The organism is Streptomyces sp. ME19-01-6, assembly GCF_033793745.1.
Lineage (GTDB): Bacteria > Actinomycetota > Actinomycetes > Streptomycetales > Streptomycetaceae > Streptomyces.
In genome coordinates, this window is record NZ_JARAXF010000009.1 from 67,654 (window position 1) to 89,505 (window position 21,852).

Below are 21,852 nucleotides of genomic sequence, written 5' to 3' on the forward strand. Positions count from 1 at the left end.
GGTCGGTGCGGCCGCTCAGCCGGCCGACTTGAGCGGCAGCAGCGCGCTGATGCGGAAGCCGCCGCCCGGCCGCGGGCCCGCGTCGAGGGTGCCCCCCACCATGCCGACCCGCTCCCGCATCCCGATCAGGCCGTGCCCCTGCCCGTCCGCGCCGCCGTCCTCGTACACCTCCTGCCGCGCGCCCCGCCCGTCGTCCTCGACGAGGAGGCCGAGCCCGTCGTCGAAGTAGGTCAGTCGCACGCTGGCGCCGACGTCCGGGCCGCCGTGCTTACGGGTGTTGGTGAGCGCTTCCTGCACGATGCGGTAGGCGGTCAGCTCGACGCCGCTGGGCAGCGGGCGCGGACTGCCCACGATCTTGAAGTCCACCGGCAGCCCGGCGCCGCGCACCTGCTCCACGAGGTCGTCTATCTGGTCCACGTCCGGCTGCGGGACGTAGTCGCTGTCGTCGCTGGGCGCCCCCGAGCGCAACACGCCGAGCAGCCGCCGCATCTCGGCGAGCGCCTGGCGGCCGGTGCCGGAGATCGTCTCCAGGGCCTGCCGGGCCTGGTCGGGGGCGGCGTCCATGACGTACGCGGCGCCGTCGGCCTGGACCACCATCACCGACACGTTGTGCGCGACCACGTCGTGCAGCTCGCGCGCGATCCGCGCCCGCTCGGCGGCCACCGCCACCTTGGCCTGCGCCTCGCGCTCCTTCTCCAGACGCGCGGCGCGCTCCTCCAGCTGGGCGTAGTAGGCGCGGCGGGTGCGGATGGAGTCGCCGAGCACCCAGGCCAGGACGAACGGGATGGTCGTGAAGACCGTGGCGATGGCGGCGCCCCACCACGTCCGTTCCCCGCCCTCGGGGTGGTCCGCGCCGGGCCAGCGGAGGGTGGCGAGGAGCGGCGCGGCCAGCGCCGCGACGAGCGCGAAGCGGGACGCCCAGCGCTCCCCCTCGGCCGCCACCGTGTAGACGACGACCAGCATCGCGAAGTCGGCGGGGTTCTGCTCCACGTTGAGCGCGAGCTGGGCCAGCCCGCACCCCGTGACGAGGATCAGCATCTTCTCGGGTGCGCGGCGGCGCAGTGCGACGGCGGCGCACAGCGCGAGGACGACCGGCACGGCCGCGGCGCGCGGCACCGAGGGCATGGGCGCCTTGACGATCCACAGGAGTGAGAAACCGAAGAGGAGGACGGCCCAGAAGCTGTCCACCCCTGTCGGGTGCCTGCGGAGGAAATCGTAGAGGCGCTGCACGTCACCCAGCGTAGGCATGGCGGATACGTCCGAGGGTCAGCCGGACGGGCGATCCGTGAGCCGCCGCCCTACGACCCAAGGTGGATGCCGCTCCGCTTAGCGTAGGGGTGTGGCGAGCGAGACGCGGGCATGGCCGGGGTGGCGTGACGCCACCGAACACGCCCTCTACGGACCGGAAGGGTTCTTCCGGCGTACGGAAGGACCAGCCGGGCATTTCCGTACATCGGTACATGCTTCCCCCCGGTACGCGGCGGCGGTCGCCGAACTGTTGGCGCGGGTGGACCGGGCGCTGGGACACCCGGACGAGCTGGCCTTCGTGGATGTGGGCGCCGGGCGGGGCGAGTTGCTGACCGGCGTGCTCGCGTGCGCGGCGGGGATGCCCGCCCGGCCGGCCCCCCCGCCTGGCGGGCGGCCGGGCGGGCGGCGGGACGAGCCGCTGGCCGAGCGGCTGCGCCCGTACGCCGTGGAGCGCGCGCCGCGGCCGCCCGGCCTCGACCCCCGGATCGCCTGGCTGGGGGACCTCGATGAGCTACCGCGTGACGGCCTCGCCGGGCTCCTCTTCGCCAACGAATGGCTCGACAACGTCCCCGTCGATGTGGCGGAGACCGATGCGGACGGGGTTCCGCGCCGGGTCCTGGTCGCCCCCGAGGACGGCGCCGAACGGCTGGGCGAGCCGGTGGGCGGCGCGGACGCGGACTGGCTGGCGCGCTGGTGGCCGTCGGCGGGGGACGAGCCCGGGCTGCGGGCGGAGATCGGCCGGCCGCGGGACGAGGCGTGGGCGGCGGCGGTACGGGCCCTGCGGTCGGGGCTCGCGGTCGCCGTGGACTACGCGCACGAGCGCGGGGCGCGGCCCCTTTTCGGGACGCTGACCGGCTTCCGCGAGGGGCGTGAGGTGCGGCCCGTGCCGGACGGCTCCTGCGATCTGACCTCCCATGTGGCGATCGACGCGTGCGCGGCGGCGGGCGCGGCGGCCGTGCTGAGGGCGGCGGATCGCTCGGCCGCGGATCGCTCGCCCGGAAATCGCTCGCCCGTGGATCGCTCGCCCGTAGATCCCTCGCTCATGGGCCCCTCGCCCGTAGATCTCTCACCCGTCGATTCCTCACCCGTGGATACCCCGCCTACGGATCCCTCGCTCGCCCCCGTCACCCTCCCCCAGCGCGACGCGCTCCGCGCCCTCGGCGTCGAGGGGCGGCGGCCGCCGCTCGCGCTGGCCGCCAGCGACCCGGCGGCCTACGTACGCGCGCTGAGCGGGGCGGGCGAGGCGGCGGAGCTGCTGGACCCGGCGGGGCTCGGGGGCTTCACCTGGCTGCTGCAGCCGACGGTCGCGGCGTGCGGCGGACTGCTGGGGCCGGGGCGGCAGGGTGGCGAAGGGGCGGCTGAGAGACTGGGCTCATGACGGAGACGACAGTCGGCATCGGCGGTGCCGCCGAGAGCACGGACATGGTGCTCAACATCGGCCCGCAGCACCCGTCCACCCACGGCGTGCTGCGGCTGCGCCTCGTCCTGGACGGGGAGCGGATCCAGAGCGCCGAGCCGGTGATCGGGTATATGCACCGCGGCGCGGAGAAGCTGTTCGAGGCGCGGGACTACCGCCAGATCATCATGCTCGCCAACCGCCACGACTGGCTCTCCGCCTTCTCCAACGAGCTGGGCGTCGTCCTCGCCGTCGAGCGGATGCTGGGCATGGAGGTGCCCGAGCGCGCCGTATGGACACGTACCCTGCTGGCCGAGCTGAACCGGGTGCTGAACCACCTGATGTTCCTGGGGTCCTACCCTCTGGAGCTGGGCGGCATCACCCCGATCTTCTACGCGTTCCGCGAGCGCGAGGACCTCCAGCACGTCATGGAGGAGGTCTCCGGCGGCCGGATGCACTACATGTTCAACCGGGTCGGCGGCCTCAAGGAGGACCTCCCGGCGGGCTGGCTCGGCCGGGCGCGCCAGGCGGTGGCCGAGGTCCGCTCGCGCATGGATGTGTACGACCGGTTGGTGCTCGGCAACGAGATCTTCCGGGGGCGCACCCGCTCAGTGGGCGTGCTGGCGCGCGAGACGGTGCACGCCTACGGGGTCAGCGGCCCCATCGCCCGCGCCTCGGGCGTCGACTTCGACCTGCGGCGCGACGAGCCGTACCTGGCGTACGGGGAGCTGCGGGACACCCTGAAGGTCGTCGTCCGCGAGGAAGGCGACTGCCTGGCGCGCTTCGAGTGCCTGCTGGAGCAGACCCACAACTCCCTGGACCTCGCGGACGCCTGCCTGGACCGGATCGCGGAGCTCCCGCCGGGGCCGATCAACCAGCGGCTGCCCAAAGTACTCAAGGCGCCCGAGGGCCACACCTACGCCTGGACCGAGAACCCGCTCGGCCTCAACGGCTACTACCTCGTCTCGAAGGGTGAGAAGACGCCGTACCGGCTGAAGCTGCGGTCGGCGTCGTACAACAACATCCAGGCGCTGACCGAACTGCTGCCGGGCACGCTGGTCGCCGACATGGTGGCCATCCTCGGCTCGCTCTTCTTCGTCGTCGGCGACATCGACAAATGATCAGCAAATAAGCAGCCGGTACAACCGGTACAAGTAGCCGACGGGACGTTGCGGCGGCCCTACGAGATCGCGCTGCGCAGCTCGGGCATCTCGATGTGCTCGGTCTCGTCGTGCTCGGTCAGGTCGATGACCTCACCCACGGCGCCCTTCCCGGCCTCCGCGAGGGTCTCCGCGCCGATCACGTCGGCGAGGTCCTCGTCCGGCGCGGCGGGCTCGGTCGGCGCGAGCGACTCGGCAGCGGGCTCGACAGGCTCTGGCTGCTGCTTCTTGGGCTGCTTCTTCTGCGTACCGAAGTAGTCGAAGCCGCCCTCCGCGCGGGAGGCGGCCCGGCGCGCCGCGGCGTAGGGAACCACGGCGGAGGTGGCCGTACGGGCGTGGGGCCGGGACTCCCGGGCCACGGGCGCGGCGGCAGCCGCCTGGCCCTCGACCGGCTGGTCCTGAACCGACTGGTCCTGAACCGGCTGGTCCACGACCTGCTGTCGGTCCCCTGTCGCAGGGTCAGCTGTCGCGCGGTCACCTGTCGCACGGTCACCGTCCGCGCGCTCGCCCGCCGTGCCCTCCGCCCGCTCACCCTCCGCGCGCTCCTCGGCGCGCGGCTGGCGTGGGACCCGCTCGCGCTCCTCGCGCTGCCTGCGCGCATTGCGCACCAGGTGACGCAGCGCCTCGTCGGCCCGCGCGTACGCCTCGGCGGTCGGAGCCCCTGCCACGGGGGCGCCGGGGGCCGGGGCCTCAGAGGCCGGGGCCTGGGGCGTCGACGGCTCGTACTCCAGCTCCTCGGCCGGGGCCGGGGCCGCGGCCTCCAGCGCCAGCCGGCGGCGGCCCTCCAGAGCACTGGCCCGCTCCGTCTCGGCCGTGGCGTAGCGGCGCAGCAGCGAGGCGTGCTCGTTGCGCAGCCGGGCCAGCTCGGCCCGCTTGGCGCGCAGCTTGGTGTTGAGCGCGGTCTGCAGCTCGGCGGCCTTCTCGGCGTCCGCTTCGAGTTCGGCGATCCGGTCCTCGTACTTCAGCTCCTGCCGCGCGCTCTCGCTCGCGACCTCGGCGACCCGCCGCCCGGCGGAGCGGTCCCAGCCGCGCATCAGGACGGCGCCGACGACCGCGGCGGCTGCCGCGGTCGCCGCGAGGCCACGGATCACGACCGTATCGCCGACCAGCCAGGCACCGGAGGCGCACGCTATTGACGCGGCTGCGACCGACAAAGGGGGAAGTAGCCTGTGCAGAGGTGGGGATTGGCGGTGGCGTCCACGTGGCATGGCCCGAAACTTACCGTGCGGGCGGCCCCTATGGGGCCCCGCCCCGCCAAATTCCGCGCCCGATCCGCCGTGGATCCGCCATAGATCCGTCAGGGATCCGCCTTGGAACCACCGTGCCATCCGCCGTCGATAGGCCGGCGAAGTGCGCGCGGGCCCTGGCAATAACCCATCCCGACCCAGCACTTCACTAGTTCTTCACGGAACTAGTCCTTCACGAGTCCCTTCTCCTTCAGGTAGTCCTCGGCGACGTCGGACGCCTTGAGCCGCTGCGCGTCCACCTTCTTGTTGAGTTCGGTGAGATCGGCGGTGGTCAGCACCTCGTTGAGCTTGTTGAGCGCGTTCGCGATCTTCTTCGAGCCCGCGGACTTCGCATTCACGACGGGCAGGACGTTGTCGGCATTCTGCAGTTTCTTGTCGTCCTCCAGCAGGACGAGTCCGAACTGGCTGAGGGTGGCGTCGGTGGTCGTGGTCAGCACCAGTTGGTCCTTGCCGTCCTTGACCGCCTGCTTGGCCTGGACGCTGCCAACCTCCACGGAGTCGATGCCGGTGATGTCTATCCCGTACGTCTTCTCCAGGCCGGGCTGGCAGAAGGGACGCTTGGGGCATTCGTCGCCCGCCGCCAACTTGATCTTCTGCTTGGACTTTCCGAGGTCGGAGAGCGTCTTGAGACCGTGCTCCGTAGCGAAGTCCTTGCGCACCGCGAAGGCGTTCTGGTCGACGGCCTTGCCGGGCTCCAGCACCTTCAGCCCGCGGGGCCCGGCGAGTTCCCGGAGCGCCTTCACCGTGGCGTCGACATCCGGGGAAGCGACAGGCTTGGCTTTCGGGTTCTTCTTCAGATTCAGATATTCGGCCATCGTGGCCGCGTACTCCGGCACGACATCGAGCTCGCCCTTCTCCAGAGCCGGTGCGTACAGTTCACGCGAGCCGAGTGTCTTGATCGACGCCTTATAGCCCGCGTCCTCCAGCAGCCCCACGTACAGCGCCGCGAGGATCTTGGACTCGGTGAAGTTGGCGGAACCGACCACCACCGAGCCCTCGCTCTTCTTCTCCAGGCTGTCGCCACCGCACGCGGTGAGGCCGGCCGCCAGCGCCGTGACGGTCGCGGCCACCCCGGCCACGCGGAAGATCTTGCTCATTGGAATTCCCTGTTTATAGATGACATGAGATGTCATGAGACGTCACGAATATTCAGCACGCCCACATCGCCGTGGACCGCACACCTGTTTACGAGGGCCGACCTGCCGAGCCGGTCAGAGCCGGAGCCTTCGGCGCCTGGTCCGCGGGCGGGCGCCGCTCCGTGGCCGCAGGCCTGACGCGCCTGCGGCGCATCGGGTCCAGCAGCCACTGCAGGCCGACGAACACGCCCTCGACCACCAGCGCGAGCGCCGCGACCAGCACCGCCCCGGCCACGACCTGGGCGGTGTCGGTGATCCGGAAGCCCGCCGTGATGATCCGGCCGAGCCCGCCGCCGCCGGGCAGCGCCGCGAGCGTCGCGGTCGCCACCACCTGGACAGCGGCCGAGCGCACCCCCGTCATGATCAGCGGGAAGGCGAGCGGCAGTTCGACCCTGGCCACCAGCTGACCGCCGGTCATCCCCATGCCGCGCGCCGCCTCGACGACCTCGCGGTCCGCCTCGCGCATCCCCACGTAGGCGTTGGTGAGCAGCGGCGGAACGGCGAACAGCACCAGCGCGATGATCGTGGGCCAGTCGCCGTGCGTCCCCAGCGGGCTGAGCAGCAGCAGGACCAGGACCGCGAAGGTGGGCACCGCGCGGCCCGCGTTGGAGATGTTGACCGCGAGGGCGCCCCCCTTGCCGATGTGCCCGAGCACGACGGCGACCGGCAGGGCGATCGCGCACGAGATCGCCAGACAGACGAAGGTGAGGTACAGATGCTGACCGAGCCGATGCCACACGCCGTCGGTGCCCGACCAGTGCGACCCGGTGGCCAGCCATGACCAGGCCTCGCCGATGACCCCCATCAGGCCGTCCTCGCCTTCTGCTGTGCCCTCTCCCGCGCCTCTTCCTGCGCCCTCTTCTGCGCCTTCCGCGCCTTCTTTGTTCCTCCCCGCGCCCACGGCGTGAGCACCCGCTGCAGGGCGAGCAGCAGCACATCCGCCACGACCGCCAGGGCCACGCACAGCACCGACGCGGTGAGCACCTGGGCCTTGAAGAAGCTGTTCATGCCCTCGTAGATGAGGTTGCCGAGGCCGCCGTAGCCGACGATCGCACCGACCGTGGTGAGCGAGACGGTGGAGACCGTGGTGATCCGCAGCCCGGCCATCAGCGCGGGCAGCGCGAGCGGCAGCTCCACGCCGAGCAGCAGGCGCACCGGGCCGTAGCCCATGCCGCGGGCCGCCTCTCGGGCCTCTTCGGGCACCGAGGCGAGCCCGGCCATGATGTTGCGCACCAGGATCGTCAGCGAGTACAGCACCAGGCCGGTGATCACCACCGCGGCCGAGATCCCGAAGAAGGGCAGCAGCAGCGAGAACATCGCCAGCGAGGGCACCGTATAGAGGATCGTCGTCAGCCCCAGCACCGGTCCCGCCACGGACCGCCATCGGCGGGCCAGCAGCGCCAGCGGAAAAGCGACCACGAAACCGATGGCGACCGACGCCACCGTGATCCACACATGCTGGACCGTCGCGTCCGTCAGCTCCTGACTGCGCGTACGTACATATTCCCCGCAGATCCAGTCATTGCTGATCAGGCAGTTCTGCCCGGCCACTCGGTCACCTCCCCGTCAGTCTCCGGTGACCTGGCGACCCTAACCCCGGGCACCGACAATCTCGTCGGCTCGCCACACAACAGCAACAATTCAAACCCGGAATGCGGCCACAATGGGGAGTCATGATCCGCTTCGAGAACGTCACCAAGCGCTACGCCGACGGCACGACGGCCGTGGACGAGCTGTCCTTCGAGGTCGCGGAGGGCGAACTGGTCACGCTCGTCGGCCCCTCGGGCTGCGGCAAGACCACCACCATGAAGATGGTCAACCGGCTCATCGAGCCGACCTCGGGCCGGATCTTCCTGGACGGCGAGGACATCGCCGCGGTGGACCCGGTGAAGCTGCGCCGCCGCATCGGCTATGTCATCCAGCAGGTCGGCCTCTTCCCGCACAAGACCGTGCTGGAGAACACCGCCACCGTCCCGGCGCTGCTGGGCTGGCAGCGCAAGAAGGGCCGGGACCGCGCCGCCGAACTCCTCGACCTGGTCGGCCTCGACCCCTCCGTCTACGGTGACCGCTACCCCGACCAGCTCTCCGGCGGCCAGCGCCAGCGGGTCGGCGTGGCCCGGGCGCTGGCCGCCGACCCGCCGGTGCTGCTGATGGACGAGCCGTTCGGGGCCGTGGACCCGGTGGTGCGCGAGCGGCTGCAGACCGAGTTCCTGCGGCTGCAGTCCCAGGTCCGCAAGACGGTGCTGCTGGTGACCCACGACATCGAGGAGGCGGTCCGGCTCGGCGACCGCATCGCGGTGTACGGGGCCGGGCGGATCGAGCAGTTCGACACGCCCGCGTCCGTGCTGGGCGCGCCCGCCACGCCGTACGTCGCGGACTTCGTCGGCGCGGACCGCGGCCTGAAGCGGCTGTCCGTCACCCCCATCGAGCCGGGCGACCTCGAACAGCCCCCGGTGGTCCACCTCGACGACCCGCTGGCCAAGGCCGCCGCCCGGCTGTCGGCCGGCGGGGCGCGCTGGGCCGTCGTGCTGGACGACGCGGACCGGCTGCACGGCTGGATCCCTGCGGACGCGGCGGAGGAGGCGGGCGAGACAGGCACGGCGGGCAAGGCGACGGGCGGCGGCCCGGCCGGAGGGACCGTACGGGACCACGCCCGCCGCATGGAGGCGTGGCTGCCGGTCGGCTCCTCGCTCAAGCAGGCGTTCAGCACCATGCTGCAGCACGACGCGGGCTGGATAGCGGTCCTCGACGACGACCGATTCGTCGGCGTGCTCACCCCCGCCCGCCTCCACGAGGCGCTGCGCCGCTCGATCGACGCCGACGCGGGCGGCATCGCCCGCGCGGAGGTGGAGCTGCAGACGGTCGCCGACGTGTGAACGCGCGCGGCGGCCCGGCGCGCGCGGCTCAGCGGGCGTGGGTGCCTGCTCCCGCGCGGCTCAGCGGGATTCGGCGCACGCTCCCGCGCGGCTCAGCGGGCGCGGGTGCCTGCTCCCGCGCCGCTCAGCGGGTGCTGACACAACGCAATCCCACACAGCTCAGCGGTCGCTCACGCGGCCGCCCAGCCACTCCAGCGCGCCGGGCACCTCGCGCTTCCAGGTGTTGAAGTTGTGGCCGCCGGTCTTCAGGATGATCGAGGAGATCCTGGTGGGCTCCCCCCGGCGGTTGATCTCCTTGACCTTCTCGACGAACTTCACGGTGTCCTTGTAGTTCTTCTCACCGTGCTCGCTGCTGGAGACCAGCAGGGACACCGGCGGCGCGGGCTTGTGGTCCAGCCGCCACATCAGGTTGTTCTCCCGCTCCAACTGCTTGCTGCCGCCGAACAGATCGCCGGTGGTCACGTCGATCGGGGCCTTGTACGAGGGGGAGAGACCGGCCGCGGCGGAGAAGGCCTCGGGGTGGCGCATGGCCATCTTCAACGCGCAGTAGCCGCCGGTGGAATTCCCGATGACGCCCCAGTTACGGGCGTGCACGCCCACCCGGTAGTGGCCGGCCACGGCGGTCGGCACGTCCTTGGTGAAGAACGTCTCGGTCTGCGGGCCCTGGGGCACATCCATGCACTCGGTGTCGCGCGGCGGGGCGACCGTCGGTCGCATCATCACCAGGATCACCGGCTGCGTCTTGCCGCCTCTGACCAATTTATGGGCATTCTGAGGGTATTTCAGGCCGTTGATCAGCGCCTCGGTGGTGCCCGGGTACCCGGTCAGCACCAGCGCGGCGGGGAAGTCGCGCCGGGAGTACTCCGGTTGGAAGTACTCCGGCGGCAGATAGACATACGCGGCGCTGGCCAGCCCGGAGAGCGGCCCCTTGATGGTGACCTTCTCGATCCGCCCGGCGGAGGCCGGCGCCGAGCCGCCGGGCACGTTCATCTTCCGGATGTCGGTGACCTGCACCCGGGTGCTGCCCGGAGCGTCGTGGTTCACGACCACACCCGGCGTGGTCTCGGTGCCGAACAGGTCGGACCAGGAGCCGTAGAAGCCGAAGGACTGGTTGGCGAACAGGCCGAACGCGGCGAACAGCGACACCTGCGTGACCAAGAGCATGCCGACCCGGCCGAGCACCGGAGCCACTCCGCGGCGGGCGAGCCGGGGCCAGAGCCAGATCGTGGCGCCGAACAGCAGCACCGACGCGACGACTGACACCATCACGACGTTGTTGCTCGTAAGACCCATCACTATCTTTCTGCCGGGCGGCCGGCTCCCCCGTGCCGCGATGGAACCCCGCCCCGTCAAAGTCCGTCTTGGTAGGCGCAAAATGTCCAGATGCTGCGTCAGAGACGGGTCTCTAGACCGGAGCGACGGGAAAGCGAATGTCTGACAGGCAAGATGCCGAAAAGTCCGGAAGGGTTGCCTCCCGGGTGCGGAGGCTGCCGCGCGGACCCCGGCCGGAGGCTGTGCCGACCGCCGTGGGCACGGCCTGCACGCTGATCGGGCTGCTGAACATCGTTTTCCCACGCCTCCGCTACAGCAAGGTGCACGCCCTCGCCGACGTGCTGCCGGGCGCGGTGAGCTCGCTGGCCGCCGCCGCGTCCATCGTGGTGGGGCTGCTGCTGCTCATGCTGGCCCATGGGCTGAAGCGGCGTAAGCGGCGCGCCTGGGTCGCCGCCGTGGGGCTGCTGCCCGTCGGCGCGGCCGCCCAGCTGCTGTACCGGCACTCCATATGCGGGGCGGTTCTCTCCCTGGTGCTCCTGGGCGTCATGATCCGCTACCGCCGGGAGTTCGCGGCGCTGCCGGATCCGCGCAGCCGCTGGATGGCGCTGGCCAACTTCGTGGTGCTGGGCGCGGCGAGCGTCGGGATCGGGCTGCTGATCGTACGCTCGCACCCCGACGACGTCGTGGGACGGCCGTCGTTCCGTGAGCAGCTGGAGCATGTGCTGTGGGGGCTGTTCGGCTTCGAGGGGCCGATCGGCTACCGGGACGGCGCGGACTACACCGTCGGCTACTCCCTCGGCGCGCTCGGCCTGCTGACCGTCGCGACCACCGCCTACCTCGCCTTCCGCCCCGAGCACCCCGCCGCCCGGCTGACCCCCGCGGACGAGGAGCAGCTGCGCGCCCTGCTCGCCGCGCACGGGCGCCGTGACTCGCTGGGTCACTTCGCGCTCCGCCGCGACAAGGGCGTGGTCTTCTCGCCGAGCGGCAAGGCCGCGGTCTGCTACCGGGTCGTCTCCGGTGTGATGCTCGCCAGCGGCGACCCGGTCGGCGATGTGGAGGCCTGGCCGGGCGCCATCTCCCGCTTCATGGAGGAGGCGCGGGCGCATTCCTGGACCCCGGCGGTCATGGGGTGCAGCGAGACCGGGGGCGAGGTGTGGACCCGGGAGACCGGCCTCGACGCGCTGGAGCTGGGCGACGAGGCGATCGTGGACGTGGCGGACTTCACACTGTCCGGGCGCGCCATGCGGAACGTCCGCCAGATGGTCAAGCGCATCGAGCGGGCCGGGTACGAGACCCGGGTACGCCGCGCCTGCGACCTGAGCGACGACGAGCTGGAGACCATCCGGCGGGCCGCGGCGGACTGGCGGGGTACCGACACCGAGCGCGGCTTCTCCATGGCGCTGGGCCGGATCGGCGACCCGGCGGACGGGGACTCGGTCATCGCCACCGCCCACAAGGCCCCCGATGAGGGCACCGAGCCCGGCCCGTACGGGGACCTCAAGGCCGTGCTGCACTTCGTTCCGTGGGGCCGGGACGGGATGTCGCTGGACCTCATGCGCCGCGACCGCGGCGCCGACCCGGGCATGAACGAGCTGCTGATCGTCGCCTCCCTGCAGGCCGCCGGGGGGCTCGGGGTCGCCCGGGTGTCGCTGAACTTCGCGATGTTCCGCTCCGCGCTGGCACGCGGCGAGAAGCTGGGCGCGGGGCCGGTGCTGCGCGGCTGGCGGGCGCTGCTGGTGTTCCTGTCGCGCTGGTTCCAGATCGAGTCGCTGTACAAGTTCAACGCCAAGTTCCAGCCGCGCTGGGAGCCGCGCTTCGTGGTCTTCCGCCACACGCGCGACCTGCCGCGAATCGGCCTGGCCGCGATGCAGGCCGAGGGTTTCGTCTCACTGGCCCTGCCCCGGCTGCTGCGTCGCGGGCGGCGCGCCGAGCCGAGGCCCTGCGCCCACCAGGCCGCCGCGGCCCCGCGCGGCAGCCTCGAACAGGCCGCGTGACGCGCCCGCACGACCGGGCGCGGGCGAGGCAGCTCGCCGGTGTACGCCTAGGCTGGGGTCATGAGGACGTTGTGTGAACGGGGGCGGGTGGCCGGACTGCCGGAGTGGGACCGGTGCGCGGTGATGGGCGTGGTCAACGTCACGCCCGACTCGTTCTCCGACGGCGGACAGTGGTTCGACATCGAGCTGGCCGTCAAGCACGGCCTGGACCTGGTCGCGGCCGGGGCGGACCTGGTGGATGTCGGGGGCGAGTCGACCCGCCCGGGCGCGCCCCGCGTCGACGAGGCCGAGGAGCTGCGGCGGGTGGTCCCGGTGGTGCGCGAGCTGGCCGCCGCGGGGCTCGTGGTCAGCGTGGACACCATGCGCGCCTCGGTCGCCGAGCGCGCGGTCAAGGCCGGGGCGCGGCTGGTCAACGACGTGAGCGGGGGCGGCGCCGACCCGGCGATGATCCCGGTGGTGGCCGCCGCAGGGGTGCCCTTCGTGGTGATGCACTGGCGCGGCCAGTCGATCGACATGAACAACCGCGCGGTCTACGGGGATGTGGTCGGCGAGGTCGTCGCGGAACTGCGGGCGAGCCTGGAGCGGGCGGTGGCCGGCGGCGTCGATCCGGAGCGGATCGTGGTCGACCCCGGCCTCGGCTTCGCGAAGGACGCCGAGCACGATCTGGCGCTCGTCGCTCGGCTGGGCGCGCTACGGGAGCTGGGGCGGCCGCTGCTGGTGGCGGCCTCGCGGAAGCGGTTCCTGGGACGCGTCCTGGCCGGGGACGGCGGCAGCCCGCCCCCCGCCCGGGAGCGGGACGCGGCGACGGCGGCGGTCTCGGCGATCGCGGCGCGGGAAGGCGCGTGGGCGGTGCGGGTGCACGAGGTGCGCGCGAGCGCCGACGCGGTGCGTGTGGCCCGGGCGATCGAAGCGGCGGGAGCGGCGTGACTTCCCTGACCGACGGCGAGCGGGTGGCCCTGGCCAACACCGCGCTGTACGAGGCCATGGAGCAGGGCGACCACGGGGCGATGTCGCGGCTGTGGCTCGACGACCCGGACGCCGAGGTCTCCTGTGTGCACCCGGGCTGGCCGGTGCTGCGCGGGCGCGGCGAAGTGCTCCGCTCCTACGCGCTGATCATGGCGAACACCGACTACATCCAGTTCTTCCTGACGGATGTGGAGGTGTCGATCATGTCCGACACCGCGATGGTGACCTGCACGGAGAACATCCTCAGCGGCGCCCCGGCGGAGGAGGAGGGCCAGCTCGGCCCGCTGGTGGGGCAGCTGGTGGTGGCCACGAACGTCTTCCGGCGGACCGAGGACGGCTGGAAGGTGTGGGCGCACCACGGGTCGCCGGTGCTGGCGGAGCAGGACGAGAACAATGCCGCGTCCGCAGCGGACGCCGAGGGCCCGGACGACGATCCGGACCAACTGCTGCCCTGAGCGCCGTGCCCGGAACCTCACACCGCGCGCCCGGCCCGTTAAAAGATGCGTGAGATCTGCGCCATGGGCGGGTAGGGGAAGTGGCGCGGGGGCTGCAGGAGCGCGCGCCACGGCCCCCCGTGGGCGAGTGCCGTCCTTGCTCGCAGGTAGATTCGAAGGAGGTACCCCCGCCGACGGCAGGGGACGGGTGGTGCGTTCCGGGCAGATCGGACGTGCCCCGACCGACGACAGCAGGAGTGATTCGGGTGGATCGTGTCGCGCTGCGCGGCCTGAGGGCCCGCGGGCACCACGGGGTTTTCCCCCATGAGCGCGAGGAGGGCCAGACCTTCGTCGTGGACCTGGTGCTCGGCCTGGACACCCGGCCCGCCGCGGCCACCGACGACCTCACCAAGACCGTCCACTACGGCGTGGTGGCCGAGGAGGTCGTGGAGGTGGTGGAGGGGGAGCCGGTCGCCCTGATCGAGACCCTCGCCGACCGGATCGCCGAGCGGTGCCTCAAGCACGAGCAGGTGCGGGAGGTCGAGGTCGTGGTGCACAAGCCGGAGGCCCCGATCACCGTGCCCTTCGACGACGTGACCATCACCATCACCCGGAGCCGAGCATGAGCAGCAGCGACCCGACCGTGCAGCCCGTCCCAGCCTCCGTCGTGGAGCGGGTGGACGCCGCCGATGTGACGTTGTCGAACCCGAAATGGGCGGTGATCTCGCTCGGCAGCAATCTGGGCAACCGCCTGGAGACCCTGCAGGGCGCGGTCGACGCGCTGGAGGACACCCCGGGCCTGCGGGTCAAGGCGGTCTCGCCGGTGTACGAGACCGAGCCGTGGGGGGTGGACCCCGGCGCCCAGTCGACGTACTTCAACGCGGTGGTGCTGATCAAGACGACGCTGCCGCCCTCCTCGCTGCTGGAGCGGGGACACGCCATCGAGGAGGCCTTCGAACGGGTGCGCGACGAGCGCTGGGGCCCCCGGACGCTGGATGTGGACATCGTCACGTACCAGGACGTGATCTCCGACGACCCGGGACTCACCCTGCCGCACCCCCGCGCCCACGAGCGCGCCTTCGTGCTCGTCCCCTGGCATGACGTGGACCCGGCGGCCGAGGTCCCGGGGCTCGGGTCGGTCTCGGGGCTGCTGGGCGAGGTGGGCCGGGAGGGCGTACAGGCACGGGCGGACCTGGAACTGCGGCTGCCCGAATAGACGTTGATTCCGTAGATTCGCGCGACAGATTCCGCGCGACTGCGTACGACTTCGCGATGACGCACGACTTGAGGGGCGACCGCTCGGTGAGGCAACTTCGGATCAGGGTGCTGGTCGGGCTGTTCGCCGTGGCCGGCGTGGTGTCATGGGCGGGCGCCCGGCTGTGGGACACGCTGGGTTCGCTGCCCAGCGTGCCGGTGGCCGCGCCGATCGTGCTGGCCCTGATCGCGGTCGTGCTGGTCGCGACCGCCCTGTCCCTGCGGGCCCGGCTGCGCGCCCAGCGTGAGCGCCGGCCCGGCGCCAAGGGCGTGGACCCGCTGGTGGCCGCCCGTGCGGTGGTCTTCGGCCAGGCGAGCGCGCTGGTGGCGGCGCTGGTCTCGGGGATGTACGGCGGCGTCGGTGTGTTTCTGCTGATGGAGCAGCTCGATGTGCCGGCCCGCAAGGACCAGGCGATCTACGCGGCGGCTTCGGTGCTGGCGGGGGCGGCCGTGGTCGCCGCCGCGTTCTTCCTGGAGCGGGTCTGCAAGCTGCCCGAGGACGACGACACCGACACCGGGGACGGACCCGGCGCGGCGGCCCGGGCGTAGACCTGCCGCGCCCTGGGGGGCCGCTGGGCGCCGGCTGCGATCCGGCTGGCGCGCCATGATCTGGCTAGCGCGCCATGATGAGGCTCATCGCCTCGGCGCGGGTCGCCGGGTCGCGCAGCTGGCCGCGCACGGCCGAGGTGAGCGTCTTGGCCCCCGGCTTGCGCACCCCGCGCATGGTCATGCACATGTGCTCGCACTCGACCACCACGATCACGCCGCGCGGCTCCAGGATCCGCATCAGCGAGTCGGCTATCTGTGTGGTCAGCCGCTCCTGGACCTGCGGGCGGCGGGCGAAGACATCGACCAGCCGGGCGAGCTTGGACAGGCCGGTGATCTTGCCGTCGTTGGAGGGGATGTAGCCGACGTGGGCGACGCCCACGAAGGGCACCAGGTGGTGCTCGCACGAGGACATCACCTCGATGTCCTTCACCAGCACCATCTCGTCATGGCCCAGGTCGAAGGTTGTGGTCAGGACCTCCTCGGGCTTCTGCCACAGCCCCGCGAATATCTCCCGGTACGCCCGGGCCACCCGCCCCGGCGTCTCCCGCAGCCCCTCCCGGTCAGGGTCCTCGCCGACGGCGATGAGCAGCTCGCGGACCGCCTGCTCGGCGCGCCTCTCGTCGAAGACGCCGACGGGGCCCTGGCCGTCCAGCGAAATGGGGTCGGTCATGGAGCTGCCTCGTTCCTCATGCGCACGGGAAAACGTGAAAAACCTGCGAAACCTGAAAACGCAAAATGCTGCGCCCCCCAGGCTAAAACCTGGGGGGCGCGGCCTTCATTCCGGGCCGGTATGGGCCGCTAAGGGCCGATACGGACCGTGGGTCAGCTCTCGGGTCCGGCCTCTTCCGGGCGCTCCGCGCTGTCCTCGGGGGTGGTGGCCTTCGCGAGGCCGGCCGCCGAGGGAGGCTGGGCGCCGTTGGCCGGGGCCAGCTCCCGGGGGGAGAGCACCGGCGGGCGGGTGGAGGGCGTACGCCGCGAGGAGCCGGTCCATGCCGGGCGGGCCGGGCGCTTGACGATCGGGGCGAAGATCTCGGCGATCTCCTCCTTGTTGAGCGTCTCCTTCTCCAGCAGCGCCAGGACCAGGTTGTCCAGGACGTCGCGGTTCTCGACGAGGATCTCCCACGCCTCGTTGTGCGCGGCCTCGATGAGCTTCTTGACCTCCTCGTCGACCAGCGCGGCGACCTCTTCGGAGTAGTCGCGCTGGTGAGCCATCTCACGGCCCAGGAACGGCTCGGAGTTGTCGGAGCCGAACTTGATCGCGCCCAGCCGCTCGGTCATGCCGTACTGCGTGACCATCGCGCGGGCCGTGGCCGTCGCCTTCTCGATGTCGTTGGACGCGCCCGTGGTCGGGTCGTGGAAGACGAGCTCTTCCGCGGCGCGGCCGCCCATCATGTAGGCGAGCTGGTCGAGCATCTCGTTGCGCGTGGTCGAGTACTTGTCCTCATCCGGCAGGACCATGGTGTAGCCCAGGGCCCGGCCGCGGGAGAGGATGGTGACCTTGTGCACCGGGTCGCTGTTCGGAGAAGCCGCCGCGACCAGGGCGTGACCGCCCTCGTGGTACGCGGTGATCTTCTTCTCCTTCTCGCTCATGATCCGGGTCCGCTTCTGCGGGCCGGCCACGACGCGGTCGATCGCCTCGTCCAGGAAGTGGTTGTCGATCAGCTTCTTGTCGCTGCGGGCCGTCAGCAGGGCGGCCTCGTTCAGCACGTTGGACAGATCGGCACCGGTGAACCCGGGGGTGCGGCGGGCGACGGCGGAGAGGTCGACGTCCGGCGCGACCGGCTTGCCCTTCTGGTGGACCTTGAGGATCTCCAGACGGCCCTGCATGTCCGGGCGGTCGACGGCGATCTGCCGGTCGAAGCGGCCCGGGCGCAGCAGCGCCGGGTCCAGGATGTCGGGCCGGTTGGTGGCGGCGATCAGGATGACGCCGCCCTTCACGTCGAAGCCGTCCATCTCGACCAGCAGCTGGTTCAGCGTCTGCTCGCGCTCGTCGTGACCGCCGCCCATGCCGGCGCCGCGGTGGCGGCCGACGGCGTCGATCTCGTCGACGAAGACGATCGCCGGGGCGTTCGCCTTGGCCTGCTCGAACAGGTCACGGACGCGGGAGGCACCCACACCCACGAACATCTCGACGAAGTCGGAGCCGGAGATCGAGTAGAAGGGGACACCCGCCTCGCCCGCGACGGCGCGCGCGAGCAGCGTCTTGCCGGTGCCGGGCGGGCCGTACAGCAGCACGCCCTTGGGGATCTTGGCGCCCACGGCCTGGAACTTCGCCGGCTCCTGCAGGAACTCCTTGATCTCATGGAGCTCCTCGACCGCCTCGTCCGCCCCGGCCACGTCCGAGAACGTCGTCTTCGGGGTGTCCTTGGTGATCAGCTTGGCCTTCGACTTCCCGAAGTTCATCACCCGGGAGCCGCCGCCCTGCATCTGGTTCATCAGGAACAGGAAGACCACGACGATCAGCACGAACGGGAGCAGCGACAGCAGGATCCCGACGAACGGGTTCTGCTTCGAGGTCGAGACGTTGTACCCGTCCGGGATCCCGCCCTGCTTCTGGGCATTGGCCTGCAAGGTCCGGGCGATGTCGAGGCCCTGGTCACCGATGTAGGTGGCCTGGAGCTTGTCGCTGCCCGAGATCTTGGCGACATTCTCCTTGAGCTTGATCTTGATCTTGTGCTCGTCGCCGGTCGTCAGCTCGGCGGACTGGACCTGGTTCCTGTTGATCGCCTTGACGACCTGGCTGGTGTCCACCGACTTGTAGCCGCCGGACGAGCCGACGACCTGCATCAACACGACCACGGCGAGGACGGCCAGCACGATCCACATGACCGGCCCACGGAAGTAGCGCTTCACGTCCATCCATACGGGGCGATTTCGCCCCGTCCCTCCTGCCACAGTGAGGCACGGCAGCCCTGGAGGGGCGCCTGTGCGTGCGGTGTATTGCGGTGTATTTGCGGTGTATGAGCTGTGTAATCCTCAGTCTCAAAAAAGACTGACCTTCGGACGGTACCCCAGCATTGTCACCCGACGCCGCCGTGGACTGTTAACAAATCCGCCTTCCCCTGCTCCAACGGCGGGAAACCGCGCCAGGTTCCCCGGAGCCCCGGAAGAGGCTCAGCCGCCGTAGACGTGCGGGGCGAGCGTGCCGACGAAGCGCAGGTTGCGGTACTTCTCGGCGTAGTCGAGGCCATAGCCGACGACGAACTCGTTGGGGATGTCGAAGCCGACCCATTTCACGTCGATGGCGACCTTGGCCGCCTCCGGCTTGCGCAGCAGGGTGCAGACGTTCAGCGAGGCGGGCTCGCGCGAGCCCAGGTTGGACAGCAGCCACGACAGCGTCAGGCCGGAGTCGATGATGTCCTCGACGATCAGGACGTGCTTGCCCTTGATGTCGGTGTCCAGGTCCTTGAGGATGCGGACCACGCCGGAGGACTGGGTGCCCGCGCCGTACGAGGACACGGCCATCCAGTCCATGGTGACCGGGGTGGACAGGGCGCGCGCCAGGTCCGCCATGGCCATCACCGCGCCCTTGAGGACTCCGATGATCAGCAGGTCCTTGTCCGCGTACTCCGCGTCGATCTTGGCGGCCAGCTCAGCCAGCTTCGCGTTGATCTCTTCCTCGGTGATGAGGACCGACTTCAGGTCGGTGCCCATGTCCTTGTCGTCCACCCGCGCCACTCTCGTTAGGGTTACCGGCTTCACTGGCTGGGCGGGTCAGCCCTGCCGGATGACCAGTCTGCCACCCTCCCGGCGGACCTCCACGCGGCCGGGGAGGTTGAGGGCCCGCTGCCCGCGCCAGCCGGTGATCAGGCGGTCCACCTCTTCGATGTGGCGGGCGAAGAGCGAACCGGCGGGGGCGCCCGCGGCGATCGCGGCGCGGCGCAGCACCCGGCGGCGGACGGCGGGGGGCAGCGCGTGGAGCCCGACGGCGTCGAGCTCCACCGCGTCGAGCTCCACCGCGTCCAGCTCCACGGCGGTGGGCTCCACGGCGTCGGGCTCGGCGAGGGCTTCGCCGCCGGCCGGGGCGGCCCCGGCGGGCCGTACATCGGTCCGCACCTCCGCCTCCGCCCGGGCGGCCCAGTCGTCGAGGGCGTCGGCGTCGTCGCGCGAGAGCTGGGCGGTGCGGGCGAGCGCCTCGACGACGCCCTTGCCGAGGGCCTTCTCCAGAATGGGCAGCGCTTCGTGGCGGACCCGGGAGCGGGTGTAGGCCGGGTCCACGTTGTGCGGGTCGTCCCATACGGGCAGCGACTGGGCCAGGCACGCCCGGCGGACGGTCTGCCGGTCGAGCCGCAGGAAGGGGCGGCGGTAGCGGCCACCCGCCCCGGAGACCTGGGCCATGCCGGACAACGAGCGGATGCCGGAGCCGCGGGCCAGCCCCAGCAGGACCGTCTCGGCCTGGTCGTCGCGGGTGTGGCCGAGCAGCACGGCGACCGCGCCATGGCGCTCGGCGGCGGTGTCGAGGGCGGCGTAGCGCGCGTCGCGGGCGGCGGCCTCGGGGCCACCGTCCCGGCCGACGGACACGGCGATGGACTCGACCGGCGCCAGCCCGAGCAGCCGCAGCCGCTCGGCGACCTCGGCGGCGCGCACATCGGAGCCGTCCTGCAGGCCATGGTCGACGGTGACCCCTCCGGCGCGCACCCCGAGCCTCGGAGCTTCGAAGGCAAGGGCGGAGGCGAGCGCCATGGAGTCGGCGCCGCCGGAGCAGGCGACCAGCACCAGCGGTGCGGCACCATCGGCGGGAGCCGGGGAGGGGGCGGGGACCGAGCTGGGGGCGGGGGCCGAGCCGCGGGCGGGGGCCGGCGCGGGCTGCGAGGTCGGGGCGGTCGGGAAGTCGACGATTACGTCATGGAGGACGCGGCGGACCGCCAGGCGTATCGCGGCGACCGCTGGATGGGGACCCATGTCCGTTTCCCATCTGTCGTTCGAGGGGGTGCCTCGGGGCCGTTACGAGGATTTCGTCACGCTGAGTACGTCGATGGTGACAGAAGCACGCTGTTCCCCGAGCATCGCACGCCTACCCGTCGCTCATGGTCCCTCGGACGAGTGATTAAGAGGGGCATTCTCCCGCTCTTGATCGTCCCCGTACTACGGCTCCGTAACTCCGTCCTGCACCCCGGCCTACGGCCCCGGCCTATGGCCCGCCCGTCCTACGGCTCCGACCTACGGTGCACCCGCGCGACCCAGTCCGCGGGTGTGCTGATCTCCGCCTTGGTCGGAAGCGTGTTCGGGGAGGTCCAGACGCGGTTGAAGCCGTCCATCCCGACCTGGTCCACGACGGACCGCACAAACCGCTCCCCGTCCCGGTACTGCCGCAGCTTGGCATCGAGCCCCAGCAGCTTGCGCAGCGCCTGGTCCAGCCGGCCCGCGCCGCTGGCCCGGCGCTTCTGGAACTTCTCGCGGATCTCCGCGACGGACGGCACGACCTCGGGCCCCACGCCGTCCATCACATAGTCCGCATGCCCCTCCAACAGCGACATCACGGCCGTCAGCCGGCCGAGGATCTCCCGCTGGGCCGGGGTCTGCACCAGCTCGATGATGCTGGGCGTACTGCCCTCCCGGTCGCCGTCCGACTCCGGGCGGCCGCCGCCCAGCGACTGCACGGCCTCGCGGAACCGCTCCAGGAGGGTGGCCGGGTCCACCTCGGTCTCGCCGAGGAAGGCCTGGATCTCCGACTCGATGTGGTCGCGCAGCCAGGGCACCGCGGTGAACTGCGTGCGGTGCGTCTCCTCGTGCAGACACACCCACAGCCGGAAGTCGTGCGGGGCGACGTCCAGCTCGCGCTCGACATGCACCACGTTGGGCGCCACCAGCAGCAGCCGCCCGCCGCCCGAGGAGGCGGGCAGCTCGCGGCTCGGCGGCGCGAAGGTCTCGTACTGGCCGAGCACCCGGGAGGCCAGGAAGGACAGCAGCATCCCCAGCTCCACCCCGGTGACCTTGCCGCCGACCGCGCCGAGCACGGCGCCGCCCGGCAGCCCGCCGCGCCGCTCCTGCATCTTGCCCAGCAGCGGCTTCAGCACCTCGCGGAAGCCCGCCACATTCGCCTTGATCCAACCCGCGCGATCCACGACGAGAACCGGGGTGTCCGAATCCGGTCCGCCCGCCGGGGCCATTCGGGTGAACGCCCGGACGTGCTCCTCCGACGACTTGGCGTACCGGCGCAGCTCCGCGACGACGGCGCGCGCCTCGTCCCGGCTCACGTCGGGGCCCGGCCGCACCAGCCGGGTCGCGGTCGCGACCGCGAGGTTCCAGTCGACCATCTCCGCACCACCGATGCTCGTCATGGCTTCACGGTACGTGGCGCGCGGTCCTTCCGGGAGGCG

Annotated in this window: 20 protein-coding genes; 9 read left to right on the top strand and 11 right to left on the bottom strand. The window is 71.5% G+C overall.

The window, feature by feature from the left end:
• Nucleotides 1-15 precede the first annotated feature (15 nt).
• The gene (locus PV419_RS21875) at nt 16-1,230 is read right to left on the bottom strand and encodes a sensor histidine kinase (RefSeq protein WP_319691395.1); all 1,215 of its coding nucleotides are present in this window, start codon (nt 1,228-1,230) and stop codon (nt 16-18) included.
• A gap of 109 nt (nt 1,231-1,339) precedes the next feature.
• Between PV419_RS21875 and PV419_RS21880 the strand changes: the two genes are divergently transcribed.
• Nucleotides 1,340-2,626: an SAM-dependent methyltransferase gene (locus tag PV419_RS21880; protein ID WP_319691396.1), complete on the top strand. Its 1,287-nt coding sequence runs from the start codon at nt 1,340-1,342 to the stop codon at nt 2,624-2,626.
• Nucleotides 2,623-3,765 carry an NADH-quinone oxidoreductase subunit D gene (locus PV419_RS21885; protein ID WP_319691398.1) on the top strand — a complete coding sequence of 381 codons (1,143 nt, stop codon included), beginning with the start codon at nt 2,623-2,625 and terminating at the stop codon, nt 3,763-3,765. Before PV419_RS21880 ends, PV419_RS21885 begins: the two co-directional genes overlap by 4 nt.
• Nucleotides 3,766-3,824: 59 nt before the next feature.
• Here PV419_RS21885 and PV419_RS21890 read toward each other — a convergent pair whose 3' ends face one another.
• The 4 genes from PV419_RS21890 to PV419_RS21905 all read right to left on the bottom strand — a co-directional run bounded on the left by PV419_RS21890 (nt 3,825) and on the right by PV419_RS21905 (nt 7,738).
• A complete protein-coding gene (locus PV419_RS21890) occupies nt 3,825-4,895 on the bottom strand; it encodes a hypothetical protein (protein WP_319691400.1) in 1,071 nt (356 codons plus the stop codon).
• A 320-nt stretch (nt 4,896-5,215) separates the two neighbouring features.
• A complete protein-coding gene (locus tag PV419_RS21895; protein WP_319691402.1) occupies nt 5,216-6,148 on the bottom strand; it encodes an ABC transporter substrate-binding protein in 933 nt (310 codons plus the stop codon).
• Between the two features lie 88 nt (nt 6,149-6,236).
• A complete protein-coding gene (locus PV419_RS21900) occupies nt 6,237-6,992 on the bottom strand; it encodes an ABC transporter permease (RefSeq protein WP_319691404.1) in 756 nt (251 codons plus the stop codon).
• Entirely contained in the window at nt 6,992-7,738 is a 747-nt protein-coding gene (locus PV419_RS21905; RefSeq protein ID WP_319691406.1) for an ABC transporter permease, read from the bottom strand. Before PV419_RS21905 ends, PV419_RS21900 begins: the two co-directional genes overlap by 1 nt.
• Before the next feature lie 122 nt (nt 7,739-7,860).
• Between PV419_RS21905 and PV419_RS21910 the strand changes: the two genes are divergently transcribed.
• Nucleotides 7,861-9,063, top strand: a complete 1,203-nt coding sequence (locus PV419_RS21910) for a betaine/proline/choline family ABC transporter ATP-binding protein (RefSeq protein WP_319691408.1) — start codon at nt 7,861-7,863, stop codon at nt 9,061-9,063.
• A 159-nt stretch (nt 9,064-9,222) separates the two neighbouring features.
• Here the strand turns inward: PV419_RS21910 and PV419_RS21915 are convergent, their stop codons facing one another.
• Nucleotides 9,223-10,356, bottom strand: coding sequence for an alpha/beta hydrolase (locus tag PV419_RS21915; protein WP_319691410.1), 1,134 nt, complete (start codon nt 10,354-10,356; stop codon nt 9,223-9,225).
• Between the two features lie 137 nt (nt 10,357-10,493).
• Here PV419_RS21915 and PV419_RS21920 point away from each other — a divergent pair, with 137 nt between their 5' ends.
• The 6 genes from PV419_RS21920 (at nt 10,494) to PV419_RS21945 (ending at nt 15,532) form a co-directional block, all read left to right on the top strand.
• Nucleotides 10,494-12,329, top strand: coding sequence for a phosphatidylglycerol lysyltransferase domain-containing protein (locus tag PV419_RS21920; RefSeq protein ID WP_319691412.1), 1,836 nt, complete (start codon nt 10,494-10,496; stop codon nt 12,327-12,329).
• 60 nt (nt 12,330-12,389) lie between these two features.
• Nucleotides 12,390-13,256: a dihydropteroate synthase gene (folP, locus tag PV419_RS21925; protein ID WP_319691414.1), complete on the top strand. Its 867-nt coding sequence runs from the start codon at nt 12,390-12,392 to the stop codon at nt 13,254-13,256.
• Entirely contained in the window at nt 13,253-13,750 is a 498-nt protein-coding gene (locus PV419_RS21930; RefSeq protein WP_319691416.1) for a nuclear transport factor 2 family protein, read from the top strand. Before folP ends, PV419_RS21930 begins: the two co-directional genes overlap by 4 nt.
• Before the next feature lie 245 nt (nt 13,751-13,995).
• Nucleotides 13,996-14,355: a dihydroneopterin aldolase gene (gene folB, locus PV419_RS21935; protein WP_319691417.1), complete on the top strand. Its 360-nt coding sequence runs from the start codon at nt 13,996-13,998 to the stop codon at nt 14,353-14,355.
• Nucleotides 14,352-14,945, top strand: a complete 594-nt coding sequence (folK, locus tag PV419_RS21940; RefSeq protein ID WP_319691419.1) for a 2-amino-4-hydroxy-6-hydroxymethyldihydropteridine diphosphokinase — start codon at nt 14,352-14,354, stop codon at nt 14,943-14,945. Before folB ends, folK begins: the two co-directional genes overlap by 4 nt.
• A gap of 86 nt (nt 14,946-15,031) precedes the next feature.
• Entirely contained in the window at nt 15,032-15,532 is a 501-nt protein-coding gene (locus tag PV419_RS21945; RefSeq protein ID WP_319691732.1) for a DUF3180 domain-containing protein, read from the top strand.
• Between the two features lie 64 nt (nt 15,533-15,596).
• On the opposite strand, the gene folE is transcribed toward PV419_RS21945, so the two are convergent.
• The 5 genes from folE to PV419_RS21970 form a co-directional block, all read right to left on the bottom strand.
• Nucleotides 15,597-16,202 carry a GTP cyclohydrolase I FolE gene (gene folE / locus PV419_RS21950; RefSeq protein WP_319691421.1) on the bottom strand — a complete coding sequence of 202 codons (606 nt, stop codon included), beginning with the start codon at nt 16,200-16,202 and terminating at the stop codon, nt 15,597-15,599.
• 152 nt (nt 16,203-16,354) lie between these two features.
• Nucleotides 16,355-18,391 carry an ATP-dependent zinc metalloprotease FtsH gene (gene ftsH, locus PV419_RS21955; RefSeq protein ID WP_319691423.1) on the bottom strand — a complete coding sequence of 679 codons (2,037 nt, stop codon included), beginning with the start codon at nt 18,389-18,391 and terminating at the stop codon, nt 16,355-16,357.
• A gap of 255 nt (nt 18,392-18,646) precedes the next feature.
• Entirely contained in the window at nt 18,647-19,186 is a 540-nt protein-coding gene (gene hpt / locus PV419_RS21960; protein WP_319691734.1) for a hypoxanthine phosphoribosyltransferase, read from the bottom strand.
• A gap of 60 nt (nt 19,187-19,246) precedes the next feature.
• Nucleotides 19,247-20,434, bottom strand: coding sequence for a tRNA lysidine(34) synthetase TilS (tilS, locus tag PV419_RS21965; RefSeq protein WP_319691425.1), 1,188 nt, complete (start codon nt 20,432-20,434; stop codon nt 19,247-19,249).
• Nucleotides 20,435-20,679: 245 nt separating this feature from the next.
• Nucleotides 20,680-21,813, bottom strand: coding sequence for a zinc-dependent metalloprotease (locus PV419_RS21970; RefSeq protein WP_319691426.1), 1,134 nt, complete (start codon nt 21,811-21,813; stop codon nt 20,680-20,682).
• Between the last annotated feature and the right edge of the window lie 39 nt (nt 21,814-21,852).

What these genes read in the sequence shown, in the direction of transcription:
- PV419_RS21895 (WP_319691402.1), bottom strand. Translation starts at nt 6,148, where the DNA reads ATGAGCAAGATCTTCCGCGTGGCCGGGGTGGCCGCGACCGTCACGGCG.
- PV419_RS21915 (WP_319691410.1), bottom strand. Translation starts at nt 10,356, where the DNA reads ATGGGTCTTACGAGCAACAACGTCGTGATGGTGTCAGTCGTCGCGTCG.
- folP (WP_319691414.1), top strand. Translation starts at nt 12,390, where the DNA reads ATGAGGACGTTGTGTGAACGGGGGCGGGTGGCCGGACTGCCGGAGTGG.
- PV419_RS21920 (WP_319691412.1), top strand. Translation starts at nt 10,494, where the DNA reads ATGTCTGACAGGCAAGATGCCGAAAAGTCCGGAAGGGTTGCCTCCCGG.
- PV419_RS21910 (WP_319691408.1), top strand. Translation starts at nt 7,861, where the DNA reads ATGATCCGCTTCGAGAACGTCACCAAGCGCTACGCCGACGGCACGACG.
- folE (WP_319691421.1), bottom strand. Translation starts at nt 16,202, where the DNA reads ATGACCGACCCCATTTCGCTGGACGGCCAGGGCCCCGTCGGCGTCTTC.
- PV419_RS21900 (WP_319691404.1), bottom strand. Translation starts at nt 6,992, where the DNA reads ATGGGGGTCATCGGCGAGGCCTGGTCATGGCTGGCCACCGGGTCGCAC.
- PV419_RS21970 (WP_319691426.1), bottom strand. Translation starts at nt 21,813, where the DNA reads ATGACGAGCATCGGTGGTGCGGAGATGGTCGACTGGAACCTCGCGGTC.
- hpt (WP_319691734.1), bottom strand. Translation starts at nt 19,186, where the DNA reads ATGGGCACCGACCTGAAGTCGGTCCTCATCACCGAGGAAGAGATCAAC.
- PV419_RS21885 (WP_319691398.1), top strand. Translation starts at nt 2,623, where the DNA reads ATGACGGAGACGACAGTCGGCATCGGCGGTGCCGCCGAGAGCACGGAC.
- ftsH (WP_319691423.1), bottom strand. Translation starts at nt 18,391, where the DNA reads ATGGACGTGAAGCGCTACTTCCGTGGGCCGGTCATGTGGATCGTGCTG.
- folK (WP_319691419.1), top strand. Translation starts at nt 14,352, where the DNA reads ATGAGCAGCAGCGACCCGACCGTGCAGCCCGTCCCAGCCTCCGTCGTG.
- tilS (WP_319691425.1), bottom strand. Translation starts at nt 20,434, where the DNA reads ATGGGTCCCCATCCAGCGGTCGCCGCGATACGCCTGGCGGTCCGCCGC.